Annotated in this window: 12 protein-coding genes and 4 tRNA genes; 4 read left to right on the forward strand and 12 right to left on the reverse strand. The window is 40.0% G+C overall.

What is annotated here, in order from left to right; translation table 11 throughout:
* Positions 1–425 precede the first annotated feature (425 nt).
* Positions 426–917, forward strand: coding sequence for a low affinity iron permease family protein (locus tag AC1RRY_RS09965; protein ID WP_492821285.1), 492 nt, complete (start codon positions 426–428; stop codon positions 915–917).
* A gap of 52 nt (positions 918–969) precedes the next feature.
* On the opposite strand, the gene AC1RRY_RS09970 is transcribed toward AC1RRY_RS09965, so the two are convergent.
* Together AC1RRY_RS09970 and AC1RRY_RS09975 are read right to left on the reverse strand one after the other, a co-directional pair.
* Positions 970–1,695 (reverse strand): hypothetical protein, encoded by a 726-nt coding sequence (locus tag AC1RRY_RS09970; RefSeq protein WP_492821283.1) that lies wholly within the window; start codon positions 1,693–1,695, stop codon positions 970–972.
* A 76-nt stretch (positions 1,696–1,771) separates the two neighbouring features.
* On the reverse strand, positions 1,772–3,334 hold the full coding sequence (locus AC1RRY_RS09975; protein WP_492821281.1) for an ADP-ribosylglycohydrolase family protein: 1,563 nt from the start codon (positions 3,332–3,334) through the stop codon (positions 1,772–1,774).
* 364 nt (positions 3,335–3,698) lie between these two features.
* On the opposite strand from AC1RRY_RS09975, the gene AC1RRY_RS09980 reads away from it, so the two are divergent.
* Both AC1RRY_RS09980 and AC1RRY_RS09985 read left to right on the forward strand, forming a co-directional pair.
* Positions 3,699–4,472 (forward strand): alpha/beta fold hydrolase, encoded by a 774-nt coding sequence (locus AC1RRY_RS09980; RefSeq protein ID WP_492821279.1) that lies wholly within the window; start codon positions 3,699–3,701, stop codon positions 4,470–4,472.
* A 57-nt stretch (positions 4,473–4,529) separates the two neighbouring features.
* Positions 4,530–5,195 (forward strand): CBS domain-containing protein, encoded by a 666-nt coding sequence (locus tag AC1RRY_RS09985; protein WP_492821277.1) that lies wholly within the window; start codon positions 4,530–4,532, stop codon positions 5,193–5,195.
* On the opposite strand, the gene AC1RRY_RS09990 is transcribed toward AC1RRY_RS09985, so the two are convergent.
* The 8 genes from AC1RRY_RS09990 to AC1RRY_RS10025 all read right to left on the reverse strand — a co-directional run bounded on the left by AC1RRY_RS09990 (position 5,185) and on the right by AC1RRY_RS10025 (position 11,133).
* Entirely contained in the window at positions 5,185–6,429 is a 1,245-nt protein-coding gene (locus tag AC1RRY_RS09990; RefSeq protein ID WP_492821275.1) for a TCR/Tet family MFS transporter, read from the reverse strand. The two genes, AC1RRY_RS09985 and AC1RRY_RS09990, sit on opposite strands and share 11 nt — an antisense overlap.
* Positions 6,430–6,630: 201 nt before the next feature.
* Positions 6,631–7,818 (reverse strand): elongation factor Tu, encoded by a 1,188-nt coding sequence (gene tuf / locus AC1RRY_RS09995; protein ID WP_492821273.1) that lies wholly within the window; start codon positions 7,816–7,818, stop codon positions 6,631–6,633.
* 195 nt (positions 7,819–8,013) lie between these two features.
* Positions 8,014–8,085: transfer RNA gene (locus AC1RRY_RS10000), tRNA-Thr, on the reverse strand.
* Between the two features lie 13 nt (positions 8,086–8,098).
* Positions 8,099–8,171 (reverse strand) — tRNA-Gly (locus AC1RRY_RS10005).
* 68 nt (positions 8,172–8,239) lie between these two features.
* Positions 8,240–8,325, reverse strand: a tRNA-Tyr gene (locus AC1RRY_RS10010).
* Between the two features lie 202 nt (positions 8,326–8,527).
* On the reverse strand, positions 8,528–9,568 hold the full coding sequence (locus AC1RRY_RS10015; RefSeq protein ID WP_492821271.1) for a porin family protein: 1,041 nt from the start codon (positions 9,566–9,568) through the stop codon (positions 8,528–8,530).
* Between the two features lie 63 nt (positions 9,569–9,631).
* Positions 9,632–10,516 carry a hypothetical protein gene (locus AC1RRY_RS10020; RefSeq protein ID WP_492821269.1) on the reverse strand — a complete coding sequence of 295 codons (885 nt, stop codon included), beginning with the start codon at positions 10,514–10,516 and terminating at the stop codon, positions 9,632–9,634.
* A 62-nt stretch (positions 10,517–10,578) separates the two neighbouring features.
* A complete protein-coding gene (locus tag AC1RRY_RS10025; RefSeq protein ID WP_492821267.1) occupies positions 10,579–11,133 on the reverse strand; it encodes an RNA polymerase sigma factor in 555 nt (184 codons plus the stop codon).
* Positions 11,134–11,394: 261 nt separating this feature from the next.
* Between AC1RRY_RS10025 and AC1RRY_RS10030 the strand changes: the two genes are divergently transcribed.
* A tRNA-Cys gene (locus tag AC1RRY_RS10030) sits at positions 11,395–11,465 on the forward strand.
* A 504-nt stretch (positions 11,466–11,969) separates the two neighbouring features.
* Here the strand turns inward: AC1RRY_RS10030 and AC1RRY_RS10035 are convergent.
* Complete coding sequence (locus AC1RRY_RS10035; protein WP_492821265.1) at positions 11,970–13,088, reverse strand: acyltransferase family protein; 1,119 nt, start codon at positions 13,086–13,088, stop codon at positions 11,970–11,972.
* A 600-nt stretch (positions 13,089–13,688) separates the two neighbouring features.
* Positions 13,689–14,633 carry a hypothetical protein gene (locus AC1RRY_RS10040; protein WP_492821263.1) on the reverse strand — a complete coding sequence of 315 codons (945 nt, stop codon included), beginning with the start codon at positions 14,631–14,633 and terminating at the stop codon, positions 13,689–13,691.
* Between the last annotated feature and the right edge of the window lie 9 nt (positions 14,634–14,642).

Below are 14,642 nucleotides of genomic sequence, written 5' to 3' on the forward strand. Positions count from 1 at the left end.
CTCTCTCATTCAACCGGGGTGCAAAATTCTGAATTACTTTTTACATTCCCAAATTATTTTTACTCTTTTTTTTAACCACTCCCCAAACTCTTGATTTACACCTTTTTACTATGCTCCTGCTATGTAACGCTCGGTTCCTCTCTCATTTTTGGGACTGCAAAGGTATGACTTTTTTTACCCCTTGTCAAGCTCCCCCCACAAAGTTTTTATCCCCCTAACCCCTACTTACCTCATATCTAACTACTTACATCCCCAATTATTTTTTATGTTTATATTCTTTCTTGGTTTCGTTATAGTTTTTAGTCATTTATACCCAATCCTCTTTCCTTGTTTTGTTCTGCTCAAATCACAAAAAAGGTGGTATAGTTTTTTAATAGATTTAGCTATGGGCAAATCCATATCAACAATTAACTATAATATAACTCATGGAAACCAATACTAATGGCATCATGGGGCTATTCGGGCGGCTCTCTAAAAGGGTAACCAAAGCCACCGGTAGTCCTTACGCTTTTGCAAGTGCATTTCTTATTATTATCATCTGGGCTGCATCGGGGCCACTCTTCAATTTCTCCGATACATGGCAGTTAGTTATCAATACCGGTACAACTATAATTACGTTTCTGATGGTGTTTATCATTCAGCAGTCTCAGAACAAAGACACCATTGCCTTGCAGATTAAACTCAACGAATTGATAGCCTCCAGCGAAAAGGCAAGTAATCGGCTGGTGGATATTGAAGACCTGACTGAAGACGAATTAGACAAAGCGAAGGCTTTTTACAGAAAACTTGCTGATCTGGCTCAGGACGAAGATGATGCTTTTATTTCTCATTCTATTGAGGAAGCAACAGAGATACATGAGGAGAAGTCTGAAATACAGGAAAAGAAGCGAGGGATTATCAAAGTAAAAAAGAAATAATATGAAAATAGCCAGACGTTACCGCCTGGCTATTTTTATGGATTCCCCCATTTTATCTGGCAAATGCTGACGCCGCAATATTATCGTTAAAAACAATACTAGTGGTCAATTTTACTGTACGCTTTTCCGCGGTATTAGTATATGTACCTTCTGAAGGATATTTGATACCATAAGGCGAAGTGGCATAAGCGGTGTAGTCTTCAGTAATTACTTCACTTGGCGACAACGTTAATTTCTTTCTGGTCAACAAGCCTGTAGTCTGGTCAAAATACAGATTGTATTTAATACCCTTTCCACTCAGCTCTACATGGTTCACCTTTTTGTTGTTCAGCGTTTCAGCACCTACCAAAGTGGCTACATAACCTTTCTTCTGATAGTCCCAGAAAGGTAGCACCATTTCTTTCAACTCCCGACGCATATTGTCTTGCTCTTTCTGATTCAAATCTTTGGTTTCATATTGCGTAGTTTTATCGCCCATACCTAACGGTACTTTAAACCAACCGCTGTTTCCTTTAATACCATATATAAAAGTTCTTTTCAGAATGGTCTTAGACTTTGCCATTGAACCATCAGCAAAAGAGACTTTCAAGTCCATGTCATAATCGGCAGCTGTTCCGGCTTTATAACTTTGCTTCATTGAATAAGTTTTTACACCATCCCAGAGCGATTGTCCTCCGGTTGCATCCACATATTTATTTAATACTTCTTCGGCTGTCTGGGCAAATGCCAAACTTGTAGAGATTGCAAAGGCAATAATACTGATGATTGCTTTCTTCATGAGTTGTCTGATCTTTTTGGTTTTTCTATTAACGTACTTTTGTGGTAATTTATATACTATAGACTTTAATTATGAGTCAGGGTTTAATTTTCTTTTGCTGTCCGAATCTATAGATTGTCTGGTTAGCATCTGTGTTAGGCGCATCATTATATACTATTATATCATTTAACCGTAAATCGTGCTGTGCCGACGGATTGAGCAACTTCACCACTACTTTATGTTTGCCTTTAGGTAATTGATAATTCCAGAATACTTCATGCCTGCGTGTACGAAACTCGGTCGGCATTTCTACTGTTTCAACCAACTTGCCGTCAATATACACTTCTGTGTTCAATATAATATCTTTACTTGTCTGATCTTTCTTTTCGGCAAATCCTTTTATCACTACGCCCGTGCCTTCAAAATCAAAGCTGTACTCGTCTTTCAGGCTTTTATATACAAAAATTTTATCGACCGGATACACCTTCTCAAAGCTCTGCTCAAACTGAACCACTTCTGGCTTTTGCAGCAAAATACTCACTTTATCGCCTGATACTTTCCCGCCATTGCGTTCAATATTCTGTAAGGCATGCTTCAGACCGATTTCGTATACATCGTTCAAAGAAATAGTGGTATATTTGAAATCAATGTCTTCTGCTTCTTTCAAACCCAGTTTCCAGTAAGCGGGTATTTTTGAATACCCCAGCATCGTTCCCAGAATACCACATGCCGACGATGGATTACAGTCTGCATCTTGTCCGCAACGTGTAGTTATTTCAATAGTTTTGGTGAAATCGCCTTTACCATATAATAATCCTAAAACCACATATGCCGAATTAAGCTTGGCATCAATATTAAAAGGAGTAAATACTCCGTCCGGGCAGCCAATGTCTTCCGACCATCTTTCCTGCAAAGCAAACCAGGTTTTCTTCCAGTCGTTCGGGTATAGCTTGTAATACCTGATCACATCAGCAATACATTTATAATACTCACTTTGCTTCGGAATTGTTTTCAGCGCTTCATTAATAATATACTCAATGTTGTTCGAACTGAACGCAAGCGTATAGCAGGCGCCCAGAAAAACCCCTCCGTACCAACCGTCACCATAGTTCATGATATGCCCGATTTTATCTGAAATGGCCGACGCTGTGTTAGGCATCCCCGGTGACATCAATCCGGCGAAATCGCATTCAATCTGGTAATCAATGCAGTCGGCATGCGGGTTATGTAACCAATGACCCGACTGCGGAGGCATTACGTTGTGTAGGATATTGTATCTTCCGGCCTGATTGGCATGCCATAAAGCATAGCCGGCATTGGCGTAAGCCTTCGCATGTGATTCAACCGGGGCATCTAGTCCTTCTTTTTCAAAAATATCTACGAACGTCAGATCCATATACAAATCGTCATAGAGGCCGGGGTTTTCCAGCATTGCTTTCTTCAGATACCCATCATACCAGGGTATCGGCTGGTATTCATTGATAATGGTACCGTTGTATCTGAACTCCATCGGCCCACCAAAAGTAACACCAATGGTTTGTCCTGCCCAACCTCCTTTTATTTTGTCATGCAGAACTTCTTTAGAGAGTGTCAGGTATTTTTGTTGTGCCTGCACGGACAGAGCCAGACACATAAGCAGATAAAAAACTGTTTTCTTCATAGGTATAAATAGTTTTGAATAGATTCTGACACTCCAAATCCTTTTAATCATTCCTGTAGTTTCTTCCCTGTTACAGCGATTGCCTTTATGTGGCACAATCATAAAAATACTGCTTCGCGAAAACATTCCGGTTATGTTCTGACACCTTCCCGGGCAAATTACATCATTCCATTACCGGTAAACATCACATAAATTCCGTTCATCAAACTTTTCCCCGGCGTTTTTCGTTTTTAATATAAAAGTTTTGAAAATTCAATTTTAAACCACTATTTTGTAGTAGAAAGCACAAATATATTAAGTATTTCTGCAATTAAAACTTTGTCAAAACATTCTAATAGCTTACTAAAGAATTTTAACGATTAAGATGAATTATCAAGTACAACAAGAAGGAGAGTTTAAATATATTGATGAAGGTAGTGGAGATACGCTGCTTATCTTGCATGGCTTATTTGGTGCGTTGAGCAACTTCGACGATGTGATTGAAGGTTTCAGACATCGCTGCAGAATTGTGATTCCGGTAATGCCTATCTATGATATGCCCATGCGTGAAGCCAGCCTTGAAGGACTACGGTCATTTATTGAACGATTCATTGCCTTTAAACAACTCAACAATATTATTTTATTGGGTAATTCATTAGGCGGCCATGTGGGCTTGTTATATACGCTTGCGCATCAGGACACCGTTAAAGCATTGATATTAACCGGTAGCTCGGGTTTGTTTGAAAATACCATGGGGGGTTCGTTTCCAAAAAGAGGAAGCTATGACTACATACGTGAGCGTGTAGCCTATACTTTCTATGACCCTAAAACTGCTACTAAAGAATTGATTGACGAATGTTTCGAGATTACATCGAGTATTCCGAAATGTATGAACATAGTGCAGATAGCTAAGTCGGCACAACGCCACAACATGGCTAAAGAAATACCTAATATAAAGGTACAAACCTGTCTGATCTGGGGTCTGAATGATACTATCACCCCACCGCATGTAGGTTTCGAGTTCAATCGTTTACTGGAAAACTCAGAATTATATTTTATTGATAAATGCTGCCATGCACCTATGATGGAACGCCCTGAAGAATTTAATCATTACCTGGCCAAATTCCTGGACAAAGTTCAGGAAGAAGTACTGGTATAGTATTTTATAGATAATTCTTCAGTTGGCTCCTGAAATACACTATAAATCATACACAGAATGACAACCGCCCAAATTATCAACCACGAATTACCCATTTTAAAGCCGACCGATACTGTTGGTGACGCTTTGAGCTGGATGGAGGAGAATCGCATAGGACAGCTGGTGGTTGCCGATAATGAAAAATACCTGGGTATTTTAAGCGAAGACATATTGTTGAATTATGATGAAGACCTGTCTATCTCTGAAATAATGCCTCAATATTCCGGCGTTTACATTTTCGATTACCAACATCTGTATGAAGCGCTCGGACTAATATCTAAATACCAGATACAGATACTGGCAGTAATTGACGAAGACCAAACATTTGTAGGTGCCATTACTGCAGTAGAAATATATAACCGCTTCGGCGAATTGCTCGGTACTCAAGAGCCGGGTGCCGTATTGGTAATTGCCGTAAAAAACAGAGACTACTCACTGGCCGAAATAAGCCGGTTAATAGAATCTGATAATGCCAAAATAGTAAGCAGTTATTTTTCGGGTAGTGAATATACTATAGACGACACCTCAAAGCTTACGTTGAAAATCAACCGCCAGAATATATCTTCCATAGTAGCTACGCTTGAGCGTTTCGGCTATATGGTTGAAGGTGCTTACGCCCACGAACCCATAGACAGCATTGAACAAGAGCGCTACGATATGCTGATGAAATACCTTAGTGTTTAGCAGCTTCTGCCTGCTCTACTTTGGTAGTATGTTTCCTTAAAGTTCTGATAATCAATAATAGACTGAGCGCGGTTAAAATGGCAGCTGCCAGAAACGCTACGCCTGGGAAATACACCGGTGCGCCCTTTGCGGTAAACCGATAAAAGAGACTTGTCATTAATATAGGGCCAATAATAGAAGCCACACTGTTAAGGCTTGTCAATGAGCCCTGCAATTCCCCTTGTTCATTAGGAGGTATCTGACCCGAAATAATTCCCTGCATGGCAGGTCCAGCCAGTCCACCCAAGGAGAAAGGTATCATAATAGCATACACCATCCAGCCTTCATTAGCAAAGCAATAGGCTATTGAGCCGAATATCGAAAAGGCAAAACCTATGTATATTGAATTTCTAGTGCCAAGCTTTGGAATAACCAAACGCGTTAAAAAGCCTTGCACCAGCGCTATCATTACTCCTATAAAAGTCAGCGATAAACCTACTTCCTGTTCTGTCCAGTTAAATTTCTCCTTGGTGTAATATGTCCAGGTGCCCTGAGTTGAGAAATTTGATATATATACCAAAAACAACGCTGCCGCCAGACCTATTATCATTGGGAATCGACGTAAGTTTATCAAAGCCCCTATTGGATTGGCGCGCTTCCAGTTGAATTTTCTTCGGTTTTCAGGGCTCAGCGATTCTGGTAATACAAAGTAACCATACAACCAGTTTAAGATGGTAAGTCCACCGGCTACCATAAAAGGAGCGCGTGTACCCAAATGACTCACAAAACCACCTATTGATGGCCCGATGATAAAGCCCAAACCAAAGGCAGCACCAATCATACCAAAGTTCTGTGCACGTTTTTCGGGTGTACTGATATCTGCCATATAGGCTGCAGCTGTTGTGAAACTAGCCCCCATTATGCCGGCAATAATACGCCCTACAAATAACCAACCAATGTTAGGCGCGAAAACCAGCAAGAGGTAGTCGAGCCCAAAACCGAATAACGAAGCCAGCAATACAGGTCTGCGACCATATTGATCACTAAGCCCACCCATTACCGGCGAAAACAAAAACTGCATAACCGAATAGGCAGCAAAAAGCCAACCTCCATAACGGGCAGCACCGCTGATATCGACATGGGCCAGTTCAGAAATTAATCGGGGTAAAACGGGAATAATAACGCCGAAGCCAATTGAATCAATTAAAACAGTAATTAATACAAACGAGGTAGCAGCACTTCTTTTGACAGACATGGTTCAGTTTGGTAAGTTTTGCGCAAAATAATTACTTTTTCAGCAGAAAACCCTGTTGCACTTTAAAATTTAGATAAATATTAAAATAATTTAATTTCTTTCTAAACTGTTGCTCAGACTATTGCCGAAAGTTGGAAAGTATATAAAAACAAAAAGCACTTCCTTGCGGAAGTGCTTTTCTATATTTCAACTTAATTAAAATTAAGCTAAGATTTCAGTTACCTGACCAGCACCTACGGTACGTCCACCTTCACGAATCGCGAAACGAAGACCTTTATCCATAGCGATGGCACTGATTAATTTCACCTCGATAGTGATGTTATCACCAGGCATAACCATTTCCACACCTGCAGGTAGAGTAATTTCACCTGTTACGTCAGTTGTACGGAAATAGAATTGAGGACGGTATTTGTTAAAGAATGGCGTGTGACGACCACCTTCTTCTTTGCTCAATACATAAACCTCTGCTTTGAAGTGAGCATGTGGTTTAACTGAACCTGGTTTACAGATAACCATACCACGTTTGATATCGGTTTTCTCAATACCACGAAGCAATAGACCAACGTTATCACCGGCTTCACCACGGTCAAGGATTTTACGGAACATCTCAACACCAGTTACAACTGATTTTAAGTTTTCAGCACCCATACCTAGGATTTCAACCGCTTCACCAGAGTTGATGATACCTGTTTCGATACGGCCTGTAGCAACAGTACCACGACCAGTGATTGAGAACACGTCTTCAACCGGCATCAAGAATGGTTTGTCAGTTGCACGGGCTGGAAGTGGAATAAACGAATCTACTGCATCCATCAATTGTTCGATAGTTGCAACCCATTTCGCTTCTCCGTTCAAGCCACCAAGAGCTGAACCTTGAATTACAGGGATGTTATCGCCATCATATTTGTAGAATGATAACAAGTCACGGATCTCCATTTCAACAAGTTCCAATAACTCAGGATCATCTACCATATCCACTTTGTTCATGAACACAACCAGCTGAGGTACACCTACCTGACGGGCAAGAAGGATGTGCTCACGCGTTTGTGGCATTGGACCGTCAGTTGCAGCTACTACAAGGATAGCGCCATCCATTTGGGCAGCACCAGTTACCATGTTTTTAACGTAGTCAGCGTGACCAGGACAGTCAACGTGTGCATAGTGACGATTAACTGTTTGATATTCTACGTGTGCAGTATTGATAGTGATACCACGCTCTTTTTCTTCAGGTGCATTATCAATAGATGAGAAATCTCTTTTATCTGCCAATCCTTTCTCTGAAAGTACCTTTGTGATGGCAGCTGTCAATGTTGTCTTACCGTGGTCAACGTGACCAATAGTACCAATGTTTACGTGAGGTTTGCTACGGTCAAAATTCTCTTTTGCCATGATTATTGAAGTCTAAATATTAGATTTATTACAAAATTTATTAATTATTCACTTTGATGAGCCTTCTTGCAGAACAGTTATTAAACTTATTAAGTTTATTAGCTATGAAAGAAAACTCTCTATTTTTATTTACCAATCAGAAATTCACAACTCAAATCTTTAACTATTAATTTCTGATTTATTTTCCAAAGCTAGAGCCTTCAAGCAGGATTGAACTGCCGACCTCTTCCTTACCAAGGAAGTGCTCTACCACTGAGCTACGAAGGCTTGTGTTTCTCTGAGCGGGAGACGGGTCTCGAACCCGCCACCTATAGCTTGGAAGGCTATCGCTCTACCAAATGAGCTACTCCCGCTTAATGAATTGGTTAGATTTGCTGTTTGTAACTACTCACTCACAAACTAACTCAATCACTCAATTTGATGGTGGGGGCGGATGGATTCGAACCACCGTAAGCGTAAGCTAGCAGATTTACAGTCTGCCCCATTTGGCCACTCTGGTACACCCCCTTCATTTTTTATAAACCCCCGGAAACTTCAACAAAGAACATTCATTCCGAATGGGAGTGCAAAATTATATTCTTTTTTTTAATTGTCAAATATTCACTCACAAAAAAAATCAATTCTTTTTCATTTTTTTTTCTGCTTGTTGCTTTAAACGCAAAAAATGGCAAAAACAGAGTCGTTTTCGCCATTTTTATGAACAATCAAATTATAGCCGTATGCCGATGGTCCATGCCTGCAGACCGGCAACATTTTTCTGGCTTGATTTAAATAATTCGCCCATATCGTATCTGCCAAAGAAAGTAATACCTCTCCGTTTTCCGATTTCAGCTACCAGACCATAACGGAAATCGTTAAGCCCGTAATTATCCTTATTAATTTCTTTTTTACTGCTGTCGCTGTATTTCAGCTTACGGTAGCTTCCTACCCTGTAGCCCACGTATCCGCCAAAACCTATTTTAAGTTTGGCTTCCTCGAAGCCGAAGTTAAGCATCAAAGGCAGGTTAAGACTTGTTACTACGAGTTTACTTTTGTTTAGGTCTTTGGTAGCAGTAAAAAACTCAACCTGCTCGGTAGTATGATCTATATAGTTGTTGCCTTCAAACATAAAGTTATTCCAGGCTATCTCAGGCCCATAGCTCAAAGCCAGGTCTACCTGCTTCCCGTTAATAAGTGTAGCGTTTCTCTGGAACGACAAGGCAATAAAACGAGAACCCCACGTTTGAAGCGACGGCACATCCGATGGTCCGTTTGCCCAGTTGTTCAGCCCCAGGTACACCCCGAAGTCTGATCTGGAGAAGAACCTGCTATTTCCGGTTTTCTTCTTGGGTTTTTCATATTGCTTTTTATCATCATCGTCATCATCCTTGCTTTCAGACCGGCTCCAATGATCACCACCCTCACCGGAACGCGTATCTCTTTTGCTCAGATCAGTCACGTCTTTGGTTACAATTTTAATGCTTCTGCCATCGCTGGACGTTATCGTCAACGTATCCTGCTTACTGTTGTTTTGTTCCAGCATCGATATCGCTCTATTTCTTTCTGCAGAATCTACACCCATACTTTTCAGTACACTTTCCAGATTAAGATTCCGGGGCAGTTCAAAATCTTTCTTACTTGAAGTATAAACAGTAATACGTTTCTTTACTCCCCTATCGGTAAACTCCACAATGGTAGTGTCTTGTTTATAAGATGCTTTTACCGAAATGCCTCCTAACAGCAACAAAAGGATAAGTCCTACTCTTTTCATTATTTTATTCCTAATTAAATTTTTCTTGTTAAATCAATTTTACCAGATATGATATCAGTACTTCTACTCTCTTTTCTGTATTCTGCCTATGCGGCGGTGCACAAAGTCGCGCACATCCTCACGTTCCTCTTTAAATAATCCTTCGTCTACACGTGCAACGGCATCTTTCATACCTATCTTTTTCAGATCCACTTTTTCGCCGTATTTAAAGTTTTTATATTCTCCATAAAGTTTTGCTAAAAAAGACTTCTCTTTTTCGGCCTTTTCTTCCACCACATTACTTTCATTCCCAATCACTGCATTCGAAGCCAGCGTATTTTCTTCAATTGGAGCAACAATCAGCGTAACTGATTCAGCTACATTATATTTTGAAGTTACCCCATTGCTTTCATTTGCCAGCACGCTGGCGTTTTTACCAGCCAACGGTTCTATATGAACAGGCTGTGAATCTTCTTTCGGATTAAGCGCAAGTGTGTTATCCGGCTGCTCACCATTGATGGCCTTTTCTTCAAACGAAGGTGTCTTTAATATTTCTTTGGCGTTCTTGGCAGCAATTCCCTGAGATACAGGCGTTCTGCCTGCCAATGTTTCATTAGTAATGATACCGGCATCGGTTCCTGTCTTAGCCATTAGCGCTGTGTTCTCTTTCGCTACAGGAGAATCAGGCTGCTTGATAGCCTCAACACCATTGCTTTTGCCGTTGTTCGCTGCCAACTGGTTATTGGTGGTATTGTTTTGTGATAAAACTCCTATAGTGAGTACCGCTACCACACCGGCCGCTGCAGCATAGTAAGCCCAGTTGCGGTTGATAGCAAAAACTCCACCGCGGCGTTTGGTCTGTTTTTCCTGCAAACGTGCCTGAAATTTCTCAAAAGCTTTCTGAGAAGGCTCCTGGCGGTGTTCTGCCAGTTTTCTGGCAAAAAGTTCGTCAATTGGATGTTTTTTCATTTTTATAACTGATATTTTCATATCCCCTGCCGATTCGTCGGCACGCCCTTGAGGGGGAATTATTAAACAACACTTTTTTCTAATTTCATTAATTTACTCTGCAACATGGCTCTCGCCCTGCTTAGCTGCGACTTGGAAGTCCCTTCCGAAATCCCCAGCAATTCACCTATTTCCTGATGATTATAACCCTCTATGGCATACAGGTTAAACACCATTTTATAGCCTCCGGGTAGTTGGTCTATCAGTCTCAACAAATCCTCTGCTTCTAAATCTGTGCTGAACGCAAAGTCGTTGGGTTCTTCAATGGCATATTCCAGGTCAACCACTATCATCTTCTTACCCCGCACATACATTAACGCTTCGTTAATCATGATTCGTCTGACCCATCCCTCAAAGCTTCCCTGAAATGTAAACTGGTTTATTTTATCGAAAATCTTCATAAACCCTTCAATCATTACGTCTTCAGCCTCCATTTTATCTCCCACATAACGATTACAAACTGCCAGCATCTTCGAAGCAAATTTCTCGTATAAACGAGTCTGTGCTTTCGGATCCTGCCGCTGTACCGCCTTTGCGAGGTCGTATTCGTTAGTGAATAAGGATAAAATTCTGGTCATAAAATCATACGTTCATAAGCAAGATGCAAAAAACAATTGAAAGGGTTGCGTCTGAAACAAAAAAATATTGAACATCATAAAATATTTCTCTGCGATTCTTGTTTTGTGCAATGCATCAGCCCTGAAATTGCCAAGCTCCGGTAAATACCTGATAATGAAATATTCTATGCCCATCTGGCTTTTTGCTTTGATACGGTTCAGATTTTTTTTCAGTTTTCTTTGGGAGTTTAGCGCAATGCTTGTACTTTTGCACTCCCAAAAGGTCCTGTGGCCGAGTGGCTAGGCAGAGCTCTGCAAAAGCTTCTACAGCGGTTCGAATCCGCTCGGGACCTCAAAAATCAAAAAAGCACCTCAAAAGGGTGCTTTTTTATTGCTTCGTAAAGACGTATTGCGATACATCTCTAACGGACTAACCCACCCACTAAATGAAAATTGAAGAGAAAATTTTAAAATATATTCAAAAATAAACTCCTATTCTCGCTCCATCAATGTCCTCGTTTTTCACGACACAATGAAAGCAATAGCAGCTAATTCCCGCCCGGGTCCTTTAATAATCATAGATATATTGCATACCTCTCCAGGGGACTACTTGGAAGACGAATAGTAGAATCTGAAATATTTTTAATCAAAACCTTTTCTGACTGTGATAAAACCGAATTCTGATTTGCCTGCTTCATTGTTGAGCAACCTATGATCATAAGGGCTAAAAAAACACATAAAACCTGTTTCATACTATCAATTTCAAAAATAGCAATACAACTGTCAATTGTTATCTTTCTGCTAGCATGTCAGAAAATCTTTTCCTATGTTGTGCCGTCGTGCTTTTCTTTACATGGTCAAATTATTCGCTGCACTACAGGAATTTTACGAATTAACCAAACAAGCAAGTAGGAAAAGGCAATACATAAAATGCAGGCTATTATATATTTGATAGTTGGGTTAAGTGTTAAAGATTCCAGCATAATAGTAACACTAACCACAACTGCAGAGTGGAAAATATAAACACCGTATCTATTTTCTCTCATTATTGATAGTGTAAAATTTGTGAAGTTGAGTTTTTTCGTAAAAAAATGAAGAAAAAAACCAGAGAAACCAATACACAAAAAGGTTTGTGCAAATGAAAGAGAAACTGATTCCCAGCTAAGTTCCAGAAATTTATGAATTTGAGTCGGACGCTTTATAAGAAGATAAATAATCAGGCAAAAGTAGGTGGCTGCTACTATTGAGATTGGAAACCATATTATTGCCACCTTTCTAGACAGACCATTAAGCCATTGCTTTCTATATACTAATATTCCTATTGCATACATGAAAATGTAAGGTGTGATATTGGAAAACTCGATGCCGATAAAATTTTGTCCAAGTGGAAAAAAATGTCGAACTAGTATTGTAAGACCACTGCATAGTACAATAATCGTCAAAATATTTATATGTGTGGGGATATTATCTGATAGACATTTTGAAATAGAAAAATTAGGTTTTAAGAACTTCCAATAGCAAATATATACTAACTCAAAAATTATCAATACCAGAATAAACCATACATGAGAGGTATATGGTTTAGCATTTTGTTGCAATACATAACTCCACCATGACAATTGAGTTGTCCTATTATGGATTTCAATATAATATAAAATACTTGGGGCAAGAATAATCATTACAAATAATAGCGGTATAACCAGGCGAATTAATCTTGCTTTCATAAATTTTCGCACCCCTTTTTTCTCTAATGAAGGAATTGTTAAAAAAGCAGAAATGAAAAAGAAAAGGCTCATTGAAAATGATGCCTCGATTCCAGTTAATATCGAAAGGAAAATTTGAATTGTGCCAGTTAGTTTTTCTGGCGTAACATAGCACCAGCCGCCCATTGTCCCATAACCAATACTAACATGATGGAGTACAACCAAAACAGATAAGAAAATCATAAGATTATCTAAATAATAAAGTCGCTTCATTTGTTATATTTAACTTTGTTAGTGAGTTATTTCATAGCCTTGCTGCTACCTCTTAAATATGCGAAAGTTTTGTCATACCTCTTGTATTATTTGTATCGTAGTTTTTCTAATTGTTAACTTTGTCACAATAGAAGTAAAGTTAACAATTTATATAGCTCTGCCAATTTTTCAAACTTTCACGCTAAATTATTCAAATGGACTAACGTTATTTTTTAAGATTCGGGCACTAAAGTATGAATATTTCGCTCCCTTATGATTCCCGTTTTCGCGAGATACTGATGGCAATGGTCTTTAAACTGGTAAAAACTTTCCCTATCCCCCGCAACATCGAATAGAAGTTCAAAGCAATCTTATTATAAAGCTAATAGAGGTTTGTTAAAGCATAAATCATCAAACGAAGGTACTTCAATATCAAACGCAATGCCCTGACATTCTGATTGCATTACCCCAGCAATTCACCAGCATTGCAACCGCATCCAAACACCCATGCGTTCGCATTAAAAAAAAACGATTTGACCTCCAAGCACAAAAAAAAAATAAAACCAAAAAAAAAGTGTTGCCAAAAACAGGCAACACTTTCCGACATATTTAAACGTATTACTAACCTTTTTTCTTCTTCGTTGGTTTTGTTTTTTCTTTCTCCTCGGTCACTCCATTTACGGTTACTGTATATTTCAGGTCGCAGGTGCCGTCGCCGTAATCAACAGTTTTAGTGTCACCTGAAAGCGGCTTAATCTCGATCGTTCCACTCACCGGGAATCCTCTTGAGTTCTGGCATGCGTGCTTCACAACCAGTGTCTTAGTTATATTCGATGTAAACAGGGTTCCATCGCTCCCCTGGGCTGTGGTGGTGCCTGTTATCTGAAACTCATCGTCTTCTTTGCCGGCGGTTCCTTTATTGTCAACCACACGTTTTTTAGTGCTGGTGTAGGTAATAACCTTGCCTGTACTGGTATTGGTGATAGACACATTAGCTAGTTTTTCACTAGTTGTGGCTTTGCCGTTGGCTACAGAAGTAATAATGGTGTGCGTACCATTTATTACCAGCGTGTCACGTTTCAGGTTTTCATAAGCTACGGTTCTGGTTAAAGTACCGGAAAAGCCCGAATCCGGTTTTACCGGAATAGTGATTGTCAGTTTCCCTCCTACTTCTTTATCGCCACATACGCCTCCGGCTACAGTGGTATAATCAAACACAATGGTAATCTTATTGTCGGCCACTGTTTTGCTTACTTCGGCGCAATTATCAAATTTACCTCTCCAGGGTTTGTCCCAGCCGAAACCCAATATCGGGAAATGTCCTCCGCCGGGTTTACCGCCATCACCACCGGTCTCACGGAAGTTTCTCCCACCAAAAGGCAGAAAAGTGATGTCGTCTATCAGGTCATAAGCGTCTTCCGACTCGTCCTGAATGGTCTGGTTATCGGCTACAACAGCCGACTGCGCACCGGGCGTTACAGAATTATTGTCGGCTTCTTTCGTACAGCTTACCATTAATCCAAGTGCAACGGCCAGTGTAACAAGTTTTGAAAAGGGTTTTCTCATCAGTTTTTA

The organism is Emticicia sp. GW821-FHT11C11 (genome assembly GCF_058808615.1).